Raw genomic sequence first — 13,125 nt, forward strand, 5'->3', positions numbered from 1 at the left:
TCCTCAGGCGCCGCCGCGCGTGTCGACGGTGGCGATCACCGACATGCCGGGGCGCAGCTCCGCCTTGTCGCGGGCAGCCTCGTCGAGCTCGATCCGCACCGGGACGCGCTGCACGATCTTGGTGAAGTTGCCGGTGGCGTTCTCCGGCGGCAGCAGGCTGAACACCGAGCCCGAGGCCGGGGCAAGGCTGAGCACATGGCCGTGGAAGGTTTCGTCGGGATAGGCATCGACCGCGATGTCGACCTTCTGCCCGGGATGCAGCTGGCCGAGCTGGGTCTCCTTGAAATTGGCGTCGACATAGACCTGCGACAACGGCACCAGCGCGACGAGCCGCGTGCCGGACTGCACCAGCTGGCCGACCTGCACCGCCCGGTTGCCGACCACGCCGTCAAAAGGCGCGCGGACCAGGGTGAAGTCGAGGTCGCGCTGCGCCTGGTCGCGGGCGGTCTGCAGTTCGTCGAGCGTGCGCGTCGCCTCGGTGCGCTGGGCGGCGAGGACAGTGACATCGGCCTGCGCCGAGGCGATGGCGGCGGTGCCGGCATCAACGGCGGCCTTTGCCTTGTCGCGGTCAGCGCGGGCTTTCTCCAGCGTGGCGCGGCTGGAAAACTGGTCCTTCATCAGCTCGCTCTGGCGGGCGAGTTCAAGATCGGCCCGCTGCAACTCGGCATTGGCGGAGACGAGCTGCGCCTTCGCCTGGTCAACCTGCGCCCGCGCCGCCGCCATCTGCTCGCCATAGCGCTCAATGGTCGCCTGCTGGGTGGCGATCTTGTCCTGCGCCGCCTGCAGCGTCAGCCGGTAGTCGCCATCGTCGATACGAGCGATGACGTCGCCGGCCTTCACGCTCTGATTGGTCTCGACATCGAGCGCGACGATGTGGCCGGCGACCCGTGCGGCGAGGATCGAGGTGTCGGCGCCGACATAGGCGTCATCGGTGGAGACGAGGAAGCGTCCCACCTGCCACCAGTCGAGCCCGTAATAGGCCCCTCCCGCCAGGGCGGCGAGGAGGATGGCGCCGAACACCAGCTTCTTGCGCGAGCGCCGGGGTGGCGCGGCGTCCGGGGCGGTCGCCCCGGCCGGCGCCGCGAGATCCGGGACCGGCTCGGCCTCGGCGGGTGTCGAGCCCGGCCTGCGGGCGGTGATCGGAATCGGCTCGCCCGCACCCGGGCGCCCACTCTCGACGGCCGGCACCGGCCTGATTTCCGCTTGCGCCATCTTCGCCTCCAACGGTCAACTAAACCGTCTAGTTCAATCTGATTGTTTACATATCAAACTAAACAGTTTAGTCAAGAGCTTTGACAAGCCCGCCACAAGCGCCCTATCAGGGCAACGAGGGGTGGCCATGACCATGATCGACACGGAAACCGTTGCAGAGGCGCCGCGCGCCGAGCCCGAATCCACCAAGCGCCGCGACATCATCGACGGGGCGCGGAAGGTCTTTTTTGAAAAGGGCTTCGACGGCGCCAGCATGGACGAGGTGGCCAGGGCCGCCGGCGTCTCCAAGGCGACGATCTATGTCTATTTCGGCAGCAAGGAAGAGCTGTTCGAAGCGCTGGTGCTCAATGACCGCGCCCGCTCGGCCGAGCATCTGTTCGTGGTCGATCCCTCGATCGGCGATGTGGCGAGCCTGCTGCACCGGATCGGCATTTCCTTCATGACCATGATGGTGCAGCCGGACCATATAAGGCTGGTGCGCATGGTCATTGCCATCGCCGAGAAATTCCCCCGTGTCGGCCACGCCTTCTTCGATGCCGGCCCCTGCCATGGCGGTCAGCGCCTCGCCAGCCTGCTGCGCCAGCAGGCCGATCTCGGCCGGCTGCGGATCGATGACGATCTCGCGGCTGCCTATGAGTTCTTCAATCTGTGCCAGAGCAACAGCGTCAAGGGGCTGCTGTTCGGGGTCGGCGAACAGCCCTCGCCGGCACAGATCGAGGAAACCGTCGAGCGCGCCGTGCGCGTCTTCCTGGCCTATTACGGCACGGCCCGCGCCGGCTGAGCGCCCTCCGTTCAGGGTGCGCGGCGCGGCGTCGCCTCGACGATCTCGCGCAGCGCCTTCAGCAGCGGCTCGCTTTCATAGGGCTTGGGCAGCACCGGCACCCCCTCGCATCCCGCCGGGATCATCGAGCGGTCGCCATAGCCGGTGGCGAAGATGAAGGGCACGCCGAGCCGCTGCAGCTCGTGCGCCACCGGCGCCGAGGTGCCGGCCCCGAGATTGACGTCCAGCACCGCCACATCGGGGGTGAATTCCTGCAGCCGGCGCAGCGCCTCGGCGGCGGAGGGCGCCGTCACCACATTCTCGATGCCGGCATCGCTGAACATGGTCTCGACATCCATCGCGATGAGCATCTGGTCTTCCACCAGCAGCACGCCGAGTTCCGCCAGCGGACGGGCCGGCTCGTCGGCCGGCTGGGCCGCCCCGCCGTCCGCCCCCTCGCCTTCCGGCGCCGCCGACACATGGCGCGCCGGCAGGCACACATGCGCCACCAGCCCGCCGGGGGCGAATTCCATGCGGCTGCTGCCGCCGAGGTCGTACGGCACGCTGCGCTCGATCAGCACCATACCGAAGCCGCGCCGGCCGGTGGTGGCGACCTCCGGCCCGCCGGTCTCGCGCCAGGTGACCTCGCAATCGCCATTGGCCGCCATGGCCCAGTTCACCGCCAGCTTCCCGCCCGGGCGGGACAGCGCGCCATATTTGGCGGCATTGGTGGAGAGTTCATGCAGCACCAGCGCCATGACGGAGAAGGCGCGCGCGTCGAGCCAGACCGGCGGACCGCCCTGCGTCACCTGCTTTTCCGCGCCGCCATAGGGCGAGAGTTCGGCCCGCAGGAGATCGCCCAGCGCACCGCCGCCGGCGCCGCGCACCACCTGATCATGGGCAATGGCCAGCGCCTGCACCCGGCCGCGCAGGCTGTCGACATAGTCCTGCGTGCTGCGCCCATCCTGCAGCGAATGCTCGACCAGCGATTTGATCACCGCCAGGATGTTCTTCACCCGGTGGTTCAGTTCCTCATTGAGCAGGCGCTGGCGGGTATCGGCCTTGCCGCGCTCGTCGGCCATCAGCTCATTGTGGCGCAGCACGATTTCCACCAGCGTCGAGCGCGCCGCCTCGGCGATCTCCCGGTCGGCGTCGGTCCAGGGGCTCGCCGTGCCGCTGACCGTCTCCTTCCAGATCGCGAAGCTCTTGCGCGGCGTCAGCCGGTCGCCAAACGGGCCGGTCTCATAGACCTTCTCCGGCCGGCCGGCCCAGTCGAGCGTGTGCACGATCTCCTTGCGGAAGAAAAACAGGTAGTCGCGCGGCAGCTGCGACAACGGCAGCGCGAGAACGCCGGACGCCTCGGCGCGGAACGCTTCCGCGCGCGGCCATTCGCGGGACAGCTCATGGCTGGCCCACACCTTGCCGCTGGCCTTGTCGCCGATGAAGTTCGCCAGCCCCGGTATATCAGCCGCCGGCGGCACGGCTCCTTGCGCGCTCCACTGGCCGCCGAGCCAGAGGCCGATGCCGTCGCAGGGCATCAGCTTGGCGAAGTCGGACAGGTTGGCGCGCAGCAATTCGCCGATTTCCTCGTCCTGCGAGGCGAGACGCATCACGCGGTCCAGCGCCCGCCGCGCCGTGGTGGCGACGTCGAGCGTGCGCTTCTGCTTCAGCGCCTGCAGGTGCAGCGCGAAGAAGGCGCCGAACATCTCCGCCGCCACGCGCTCCGACATCGGCAGCACCCGCGGCGCATAGTGATGGCAGGCCACCAGGCCCCAGAGCTGGCCGTCGACAATGACGGAAATCGACATGGAGGCGGCCACCCCCATATTGCGCAGATATTCCAGATGGATCGGCGACACCGAGCGCAAATGCGCGAAGGACAGGTCCAGCGGATCGTCGAGCGGGGTTTCCTCCGGCACCAGCGGGCAGCGCTCGCCATTGGCGTCGCCGATGACGCGGACGATGTTGCGGACATAGAGTGTTCGCGCCTGCTGGGGGATGTCGCTGGCCGGGAACCACTGGTGCAGGAAGCTCTCCAGATCCTCGCGCTTGTCCTCGCTGACCACCTGCCCCGCCCCGTCATGAGCGAACTGGTAGATCATGACGCGGTCATAGCCGAGCAGGCTGCGGATCAGCCGCGTCGAGTGCCGCAGCAGCTTGTCGACATCCTTCTCGCCGCGCACATGGGCGAACATCGCGCGCGCGAGATCCAGCGCCGGCCCATCCTCCGCCGAGGCGGCCTCGAATTCGAGGATGCCGACACCCTTGAACACATGGGCCGAGACGTCGAACCGCCCGCCAGCGGCCAGTTCGACGCCGAACAGCAGCGCTGGCGAGGAGGGGTCGGAGCCGCGCGCCAGCGCCTCGCGGATGCGCCCGGCGGCATGGGCGCCGAGCAGGTCGGCAAGGTCCCGGCCGATCAGCGTCTCCGGCAGGCCGAGCAGCTCAGGCGCGTTGCTGGAATGGCGCTGCACGCTGCCGCCTTGCGGATCGCAGGCGATCAGGCAGCCATGGCACTGCACGCTGCCGGGAATGTGGATCGGCTCGCGATCGCAATTGCTGAGATCGACCCGCTCAGCGCCCGACATGGGCACCCCGGCCGATGGGGTCCGTGAGAGGTCCGCGACGGCCGCTCGAAACGACGGTCAGGAGGGGATGGCACGGGGCCGGAGGGCGTGACGTACAGGGCATGCGGGGGAACTTCTGGACCGGATTCAACGCTCGACAGAAACATCGAACGCCTCAGCATCCAGAACGTTCCCGCCCTCACCCGCCGGCGGCCAGCGCCCTTTCGCGATCAACGATGAAGTCGCGGATGACAGGCACGTCGTCGCGCTCATTCGACAGCAGCAGCTGGAACACCATGTTCGAGCCGTTGAGGAAGCCGAGTTCCACCGCCACCAGATAGAACTCCCACATGCGGGCGAAGCGCTCGCCCATCATGGCGACCACCTCGCCGCGCTTCGCCTCGAAGTTCAGGCGCCAGTGGCGGATGGTCCAGTAATAATGCAGGCGCAGGATCTCGCAGTCGGCGGTCCACAGCCCGACCCGCTCCAGCGAGGTGAACACTTCCGACATGGCAGGCACATAGCCGCCGGGGAAGATGTATTTGCGGATGAACGGCGCCGTGGTGCCGGGCGGCGACATGCGGCCGATGGCGTGGATCATGGCGAAGCCGCCGGGGGCCAGCAGCCGCTTGATGGTGCCGAAATACTCGTCGAAATGATTGACGCCGACATGCTCCATCATGCCGACGGAGACGATGCGGTCGAAACTGCCGGTCAATTCGCGATAGTCGCGCTCGAAGAAGGTGATGCGGTCGGCGACGCCGGCCGCTTCCGCCCGCTTCTTCGATTCGGCGAGCTGCTCGGTGGCGACGTTGATGGCGGTGACGTGCACGCCGAGCTGGGCGAGATAGATGGCGAGAGCGCCCCAGCCCGAGCCGATCTCCGCCACCTTCATCCCCGGCTCCAGCTTCAGCTTGGCGGCGATGTGGCGCAGCTTGGCTTCCTGCGCCTCCTCCAGCGAGGCCTCGGGGGTGGGGAAATAGGCGCAGGAATAGATCATCCGCGAATCCAGCCAGAGCCGATAGAACTCGGGCGGATGGTCGTAATGGCTCTGGGCGTTGGACGCCGCCTTGCCGAGCGGATTCGACTGGTGCCAGCGCTTCAGCGCGCGCCAGGAGCGGCGCAGCGCCTGCTGCACCGGATGGGAAGCGAGGCCGCGCCGGTTCACCGAGAACAGCGAGAGGAAATCATAGACGGTCGAGCCGTCCTCGAAGGTGAGCCGGCCATCCATATAGGCCTCGGCCGACACCAGCTCGGGGTTGAAGAACAGCTCGCGGTCGAGCTTTTCGTCCTTGAGCCGGATCACCACATCGGGCCCCTCCTGCCCGCTGCCGAAAACGGTGCGCGTGCCGTTCGGCTCGATCACGGTCAACCGGCCCTTGTGGATGAACCGCTTCAGGAGATGGGGTAGAAACCGCATGCACGCACTCCGGATCCCGGACCCGCCCCCGGACCCTCGCGGGCATCGGGCATAAGGCCGGCCGCCCTGTCAAGGGCAGGCGGGGGGCTGGTGGCCTGTCCCGCTACCCCGCCGCCTCGCGCAGGACTGGGGGCTTCTGGGCCTCCTCGGCCCGGGCCAGCCGGCGCACCTGCGGGCTCGCCACGATGGTACCGCGATCGAAAAAGGCTTCGTGGTTCTTCTCAATGTCCTCGGTGAGATAGCGGTAATTCACCATCAGCCCGAAGGCCTGCGCCATGCCGCGCGCGGAGAGATCACCAAACGGGTTGATCCGCTCCAGCCGCGCGCCATTGCCGAGGTGGAAGCGCGCCACCGGGTCGATCGGTTTGCCCTTCGACGAGCGGGCGATCAGGAAATAATGCGCCGCCAGCGCCTCGATCACCGGGCGCAGCGCCTCCCTCGCCGCCTCGTCCGGCGGCTCGCTGCCGGCAAGGGCGGCAAGCGCGGCACGGTCGCCCGGGGTGAGCACCTTTGAGGCCGGATCTGCGATTTCCCCCTCCACCCAGGCGCGGAATCCCGGCACGGGCGAGAGGGTCACGAACTCCTTCAGATTGGGGAATTCGCGGGAGATTTCCGCCACTACCTGCTTGATCAGGAAATTGCCGAAGCTCACCCCGCCGAGCCCGGTCTGGCAGTTGGAGATGGAATAGAACACGGCGGTGCGCGCGTTCTCCGGCGCCAGCGGCGTGCGCGCTGTGTCGAGGATGGGCGCGATGGCGGACGGCGCCTCGCGGGTCAGCGCCACCTCGACAAAGATCAACGGCTCGTCGACCAGCGCCGGGTGGAAAAAGGCGTAGCAGCGCCGGTCCGGTGAATCGACGCGGGCGCGCAGATCGTTCCAGTCGCGGATTTCGTGCACCGCCTCATAGCGGATGATTTTTTCCAGCACATTGGCGGGGGTCGACCAGTCGATCCGGCGCAGCACGAGAAACCCCCGATTGAACCAGGACGCGAAGAGATGGGTGAAGTCGCGGTCGACCTCGGTGAGATCGGGGCGACGGCGCAGGAAGCCGACGAGGTCGGCGCGCATCGCCACCAGCCGCGCCGTGGCGCCGGGGGCGAGATTGAACCGGCGGATCAGCTCCTGCCGGCGTGGCTCGCTGGCGGCGTGCAGTTCCGCCACGCTGCGCCCGCTCGGCGTCGCCTGATGGGCGGCCAGCGCCGCCTCCAGCCGGGCGGCATCCGGCCCGAAGGCGGTCGCCAGCGTCTCGAAGAAGGCGATGCGCTCGCCGGTGCGCAGCCCGGAATAGGCGGCGAGAATCTCCTGAGCCAGCGCGACGCCCGACGCCTCGCCCTGTCCCGAGAGCAGGCGCTCGCACAACTGGGCGACGCTCGCCGCCCGCGCCTCGCCGGCGGGCCGCCGCTCCCGCCCGAGATCGAGCAGCGCGCGGCCACGCTCGGCAATGGTGCCGAGCAGATCGCCGAAGAAGCTGGTTCCGCCGTCCATCCGGCCCTCGCCCTGTGCGCTCACCGCGCCATCTGACCCTCGCCGGGCGACGGGCGCAAGACACGACATGGCCAAACGGCACGGCCGGCCGTCGCCTCGCCCGGACACGTTTTCGCGTGCAGGCGGCGCCCGCCCTTTAAATTCCGTGCCTTGATGGGCATGTTCGGCGCCAATGCTCACGGCCCTCCGCCTCACCCTCATTCTCTTCGTTTTGATCTTCCTCCTGCCGCTCGGCGCCCATGCGCTGGTGCAGTGGCAGACGGCCGACTGGTCGCGCAGCTGGGGCACCGCCGACTGGTCGAGCACCGGCACGCTGCCGGCGGCCGATGCCAATCCCGAGGCCATGGTCCGCATTTATGCCGCCCGCGTCGGGCGCTGGCGCGGCATCTTCGCCGTGCATAGCTGGATCGTGTTCAAGGGGCCGCGTGCCGGCGCCTATGAGCGCTACGACAAGGTCGGCTGGGGTCGCCCGATCCGCCATAATGGCTACGCGCCGGATGGGCGCTGGTATGGCAATGACCCGGAAATCGTGTTCGAGGCCACCGGTGCCGACGCCGAGCGGCTGATCCCGAAGCTGCGGGCGGCGATCGCCTCCTACCCCTTTGGTGACGCCGGCGACTACCATGTCTGGCCGGGGCCGAACTCCAACAGCTTTGTCGCCCATGTGATCGGGCAGGTGCCGGAACTCGCCGTCACCCTGCCCCCCACCGCCATCGGCAAGGACTATCCCGTCGATGGCGGATGGGTCGGGCTGGCGCCCTCGCGCACCGGGGTGCGGGTGTCGCTGGACGGCTATGTCGGCCTCACCGTCGCCTGGGTGGAAGGCATCGAGTTCAACCTGCTCGGCGCCGTCGCCGGGCTGGACCTGCGGCGGCCAGGCATCAAGCTGCCGGGCTTCGGCCGCATCGGCATTTGAGGCACGCCCGTTGACGCCAAGGTGAAACGACCCGTTCATCCGGCTGCGTCATGCTGGCAGCAGGCTAACCGCGAGGGGCGAAAATGATCGAGAGCATGTTCAGGCATTTCTGGCGCGGCGGCCTTGCGGCGCTGTGCCTGCTGCCATTGGCCCTCACCCCGGCAGGGGCAGCGACCTGCGGCAATGACGCCTCCGGCTTTGCCGCCTGGCTGCCGGCCTTCAAACGCGAGGCGCAGGCGCAGGGCATTTCGCCCCAGGCCCTGCGGGCGCTCGACGGCGTGACCTACGACACCACGGTGATCCGGCTCGACCGCAACCAGAAGCACTTCAAGATGAGCTTCGAGCAGTTCGCCGCCAACCGCATCAGCGCCGGCCGCATCGCCAAGGGCAAGCAGAAGCTCCAGCAATACGCCTCGACGCTGGCCCGCATCGAGCAGCGCTATGGCGTGCCGGGCGAAGTGGTGGTGGCGATCTGGGGGCTGGAGACCGATTACGGCGTCAACCAGGGCAAGATGTCGATCATGCGCTCGCTCTCCACCCTTTCCTATGATTGCCGGCGCAGCGCCTTCTTCACCGCCCAGCTGCTCGACGCGCTGCGCATCTACCAGCATGGCGACCTCACCCTCGACGAGATGCGCGGCGCCTGGGCCGGCGAGATCGGCCAGACCCAGTTTCTCGCCTCCTCCTATGTGAAGTTCGCCGTCGATTTCGATGGCGACGGCCGCGCCGACCTGGTGCGCAGCGCGCCCGACGTGCTGGCCTCCACCGCCAATTATCTGCGCGGCTATGGCTGGCGCCCCGGCGCCGGCTGGGGGCCGGGCGAGCCGAACTATCAGGCCCTGCTCGGCTGGAACAAGGCGGAGGTCTATGCGCGGACCATCGGCGTATTCGCCGCCAAGCTGAAGCAATAGGCCTGGTCACGCCCGCCCTCGGTGACGGACGACGGACCGGAAGGCGGCAAAAAGTGGTGCCCTACCGTCACGCCGGCCCGTAAACGCGCGGTCCCCCGCGTTTACGGATGGTAATGCTTGACGCCAAGGTTGCGAAGGTTCTTCACTTCACCCAGACGCAAGGCGAGGCCAGCCCTGCCATAGGGACCGTTGCGTCGGCTCCGCGGGGAGCCACAGAACGACGTGGGGGACAGCATGAAGACCTTGGCAATCGCTGCGACATTGATTTTTTCCTCGGGAGCCGCCTTCGCGGCGGACCTGCCGCCGGCGCCCGCGCCGGTGATGAAGGCGGAGGTTTACGTGCCCGCCTTCAGTTGGACCGGCCTCTATCTCGGCGGCCAGGTCGGTTACAGCTGGGGGGACGCGGACAGCTCCCTCTCGCTGCTAGGCCTGCCCGACTATGCCACCTCCTCGGGCAGCCCGAGCGGCATCTTCGGCGGCGGCTTCATTGGCTATAATTACCAGTTCGCCTCCAATCTGGTCATCGGCATCGAGGCGGATGTGAATGGTGGAAGCCTCAGTTCCACTGATTCCGTCGCTGCCTTTGGCATCCCCGTGCCGAGTGCCACGGCGACGCACGAGCTGGAGTGGTTCGGCTCGGTGCGGGCGCGCGTCGGCTACGCCTTCGACCGCTTCCTGCCCTTCCTGACCGCCGGCTATGCCTTCGGCTCGGCCACAACGACCTATGCGGCGAGCGGCGTGCGGATCTCCCCCTCGGAGACCGTGTCGGGCTGGACCGTCGGCGGCGGCCTCGAATATGCGGTCACCAACAACATCCTGGCGCGCATCGAGTATCGCTATACCGATTACGGCGACCTGTCCTCGTCCGTGCCCTATTACGGCAACCTGACGGTGAACCACTCATACACCACCAACGACCTGCGCCTCGGCCTCAGCTACAAGTTCTGACACGGCGGCGCGGCGGCAGCGGCCTGCGCGCTTCCAGGCCGGCCCGAACCGGCCCCTCGGCATCCGGCCCCTCGCCATGACGAGGGTTCGCGCAGCGCGTCAGCCTCCTGGGACGCCCGGCCAGCGGCCGGGCCTCGCCGGCTGTTCGCCGCGCACTACCGCCCATCAGCGAACAGCCCTTGCGCGGGATTTCGGCTTGCCGCGCGGGAAGGCGAGCGGCTTTATCGCACTCCCGTGACGCTGCCCAGGTGCCCGCCGTGACCAACGCCCCGACCGATTCCGCGGAAAGCTATGACTACATCGTGGTCGGCGCCGGCTCGGCCGGCTGCGTGCTGGCGAACCGGCTGTCCGCCGACCCGAAGAACCGGGTGCTGGTGCTGGAGGCTGGCGGGCGCGACAACTGGATCTGGTTCCACATTCCGGTCGGCTATCTCTTCGCCATCGGCAATCCGCGCGCCGACTGGTGCTTCAAGACGCAGGCGGAAGCCGGGCTGAACGGGCGGGCGCTGAACTACCCGCGCGGCAAGACCATTGGCGGCTCCTCCGCCATCAATGCCATGATCTATATGCGCGGCCAGGCGGCCGACTACGACCATTGGCGCCAGCTCGGCCTGGCCGGCTGGGGCTGGGACGACGTGCTGCCGGTGTTCAAGCGCCACGAGGACCATTATCTCGGCGCCGCCGAATTCCATGGCGGCGGCGGCGAATGGCGGGTGGAAGCGCCGCGTCTCACCTGGAAGCTGCTGGACACGGTGCGCGTCGCCGCGCAGCAGGCCGGCATTGCCGCGATCCCGGATTTCAACACCGGCACTAATGAAGGCTCGTCCTATTTCCAGGTGAACCAGAAGCGCGGCCTGCGCTGGAGCGCGGCGCGCGGCTTCCTCAAGCCCGTGCTCTCGCGTCCCAATCTTCGGCTGGAAACCGGCTGCCACACCGAGCGCGTGCTGATCGAGGATGGCCGCGCCGCCGGCGTCGTCTACCGCCAGAACGGGGTGACACGGGTGGCGCGCGCGCGGGGAGAGGTGATCCTCGCCGCCGGCGCCATCGGCTCGCCGCATCTGCTCAAGCTCTCCGGCATCGGGCCGGGCGAGGAACTGGCGCGCCATGGAATCGCGGTGGCGCACGCGCGGCCCGGCGTCGGCGCCAACCTGCAGGACCATCTGCAGTTGCGGATGATCTACAAGGTTTCCGGCGTGCCGACGCTGAACGAGCAGTACCATTCGCTGTTCGGCCGGGCGAAGATGGGGCTCGACTTCGCCCTGTTCCAGCGCGGGCCGCTGACCATGGCGCCCTCACAGCTCGGCATCTTCACCCGCTCGCGCGCCGGGGTGGAACATGCCGATCTCGAATTCCACGTCCAGCCGCTTTCGCTCGGCAAGTTCGGCGAGCCGTTGCACAAATTCCCCGCCTTCACCATGAGCGTGTGCAATCTGCGCCCGACCAGCCGGGGCGAGGTGCGGCTCGCCAGCGCCGACAGCGCGGCGGCGCCGCTGATTCAGCCCAATTATCTCTCCACCGAGGAAGACCGCCGCGTCGCCGCCGACAGCCTGCGGGTGGGCCGCCGCATCGTCGCCCAGCCGGCGCTGGCGCCCTTCGCGCCGGATGAGTTCCTGCCGGGCAAGGGGATCGACGACAGCGAAGAGGCGCTGGCCCGCGCCGCCGGCGATATCGGTACCACCATCTTCCACCCCGTCGGCACGGCGAAGATGGGCCTTGCCTCCGACCCGTTGGCGGTGGTGGACGCGCGGCTGCGGGTGTTCGGCATCCGGGGCCTGCGCGTGGCGGATGCCTCGGTGATGCCGACCATCGTCTCGGGCAATACCAACTCGCCGACCATCATGATCGCGGAGAAGGCGGCGGGGATGATCCTGGAGGACGGGCGGGGCTGAGCGGCGTCCCGCCTTCCGCCGTCATACCCGGCCTTGGGCCGGGCATCCACGACTTGCCCGCATGGCGGGTTAAAGTCTGCGATGGCCGGGTCAAGCCCGGCCATGACGTGGTTGCCCTAAGGCGCCAGCACCACCTGCCGGCAGGCCTCGGGCAAATCCTTCATCAGCATGGGGGGCGCGGGCTTGGACGGGGTGGTCGGCGGCTTCGGGTTGAGATTGGCGTCGGAGAACCACCAGTCGAGCTCGCTGCCGCAGCCCTCGCCCGGCACGACGGGATCCTGCGGCCGGCAGTCCGGCGCGCCTTCGGGGCAGGAGAGCCGCACATGCATGTGGTAGTCGTGCCCCCAATAGGGCCGCACCTTCTGCAGCCAGGCGCGGTCGCCCTTCGCATCGCGGCATAGCCCCTTTTTGATCGCCGCATTGACCAGCACCCGCTCGACCTCCGGGTCCTGCGCCGCCGCCTTGATCACCGCGATGTGCGATTGCGTCCACACCGCCGGATCCACGTCCCGCCGGTCCTTGCGTACCACCATGGTGGCGGAGATCTTCTCGCGCTCCTCGCGGGAGAGTTCGCGCCTCGGCATCGGGGTCAGCCAGATATCGGCATCGAGGCCGATCTGGTGCGAGGCGTGGCCGGTGAGCATCGGCCCGCCGCGCGGCTGGGAGAGATCGCCGACCAGGATTCCCGGCCATTGCGAGACGGTCGGCACGGTGGCGGAGAAGCGTTCGAGGAAGGCGATGAGGTTGGGATGGCCCCAATTGCGGTTGCGCGACAGGCGCATCGCCTGCCAGGTCGCGCCGTTCACCGGCAGCGCCTGTGCGCCGGCGAGGCAGCCCTTGGAATAGAAGCCGATCGACCGCGCTTCGAGCGGCGCCGGCGCTTTAGCCGCGCCGAAGACCTGCTTGGCCGGCAGGGAATCGAGCCGGGCGGCCGGCGCCGTTTGCGCCGCCGCCGGCCCGGCCAGCAGCATGGCGAGGAACGCGAGGCAGGCCCGGCTCGGCATCGCGCGTATCAT

At 68.4% G+C, this 13,125-nt stretch carries 10 protein-coding genes; 5 read left to right on the top strand and 5 right to left on the bottom strand.

Going from position 1 to position 13,125, the window contains the following annotated elements:
• Window positions 1-3 precede the first annotated feature (3 nt).
• Window positions 4-1,212 (bottom strand): HlyD family secretion protein, encoded by a 1,209-nt coding sequence (locus J2S76_RS18640; protein ID WP_307062875.1) that lies wholly within the window; start codon window positions 1,210-1,212, stop codon window positions 4-6.
• A 127-nt stretch (window positions 1,213-1,339) separates the two neighbouring features.
• Here J2S76_RS18640 and J2S76_RS18645 point away from each other — a divergent pair, with 127 nt between their 5' ends.
• Window positions 1,340-1,993, top strand: coding sequence for a TetR/AcrR family transcriptional regulator (locus tag J2S76_RS18645; protein ID WP_307062877.1), 654 nt, complete (start codon window positions 1,340-1,342; stop codon window positions 1,991-1,993).
• A gap of 11 nt (window positions 1,994-2,004) precedes the next feature.
• On the opposite strand, the gene J2S76_RS18650 is transcribed toward J2S76_RS18645, so the two are convergent.
• The 3 genes from J2S76_RS18650 to J2S76_RS18660 all read right to left on the bottom strand — a co-directional run bounded on the left by J2S76_RS18650 (window position 2,005) and on the right by J2S76_RS18660 (window position 7,445).
• The gene (locus J2S76_RS18650; protein WP_307062879.1) at window positions 2,005-4,560 is read right to left on the bottom strand and encodes an HWE histidine kinase domain-containing protein; all 2,556 of its coding nucleotides are present in this window, start codon (window positions 4,558-4,560) and stop codon (window positions 2,005-2,007) included.
• 178 nt (window positions 4,561-4,738) lie between these two features.
• Window positions 4,739-5,959 carry an SAM-dependent methyltransferase gene (locus J2S76_RS18655; RefSeq protein ID WP_307062881.1) on the bottom strand — a complete coding sequence of 407 codons (1,221 nt, stop codon included), beginning with the start codon at window positions 5,957-5,959 and terminating at the stop codon, window positions 4,739-4,741.
• Between the two features lie 103 nt (window positions 5,960-6,062).
• Window positions 6,063-7,445: a malonyl-CoA decarboxylase gene (locus tag J2S76_RS18660; protein WP_307062882.1), complete on the bottom strand. Its 1,383-nt coding sequence runs from the start codon at window positions 7,443-7,445 to the stop codon at window positions 6,063-6,065.
• Window positions 7,446-7,617: 172 nt separating this feature from the next.
• Between J2S76_RS18660 and J2S76_RS18665 the strand changes: the two genes are divergently transcribed.
• The 4 genes from J2S76_RS18665 (at window position 7,618) to J2S76_RS18680 (ending at window position 12,109) form a co-directional block, all read left to right on the top strand.
• Complete coding sequence (locus tag J2S76_RS18665; protein ID WP_307062884.1) at window positions 7,618-8,361, top strand: DUF3750 domain-containing protein; 744 nt, start codon at window positions 7,618-7,620, stop codon at window positions 8,359-8,361.
• 83 nt (window positions 8,362-8,444) lie between these two features.
• On the top strand, window positions 8,445-9,272 hold the full coding sequence (locus tag J2S76_RS18670; protein WP_307062885.1) for a lytic murein transglycosylase: 828 nt from the start codon (window positions 8,445-8,447) through the stop codon (window positions 9,270-9,272).
• Between the two features lie 234 nt (window positions 9,273-9,506).
• Window positions 9,507-10,220, top strand: coding sequence for an outer membrane protein (locus tag J2S76_RS18675; RefSeq protein ID WP_307062887.1), 714 nt, complete (start codon window positions 9,507-9,509; stop codon window positions 10,218-10,220).
• Between the two features lie 248 nt (window positions 10,221-10,468).
• Complete coding sequence (locus J2S76_RS18680) at window positions 10,469-12,109, top strand: GMC family oxidoreductase (protein ID WP_307062889.1); 1,641 nt, start codon at window positions 10,469-10,471, stop codon at window positions 12,107-12,109.
• 116 nt (window positions 12,110-12,225) lie between these two features.
• Here the strand turns inward: J2S76_RS18680 and mepA are convergent, their stop codons facing one another.
• Entirely contained in the window at window positions 12,226-13,125 is a 900-nt protein-coding gene (mepA, locus tag J2S76_RS18685) for a penicillin-insensitive murein endopeptidase (protein ID WP_307062891.1), read from the bottom strand.

Origin of the sequence: Ancylobacter vacuolatus (assembly GCF_030813595.1) — a bacterium.
GTDB classification, from domain to species: Bacteria; Pseudomonadota; Alphaproteobacteria; order Rhizobiales; family Xanthobacteraceae; genus Ancylobacter; species Ancylobacter vacuolatus.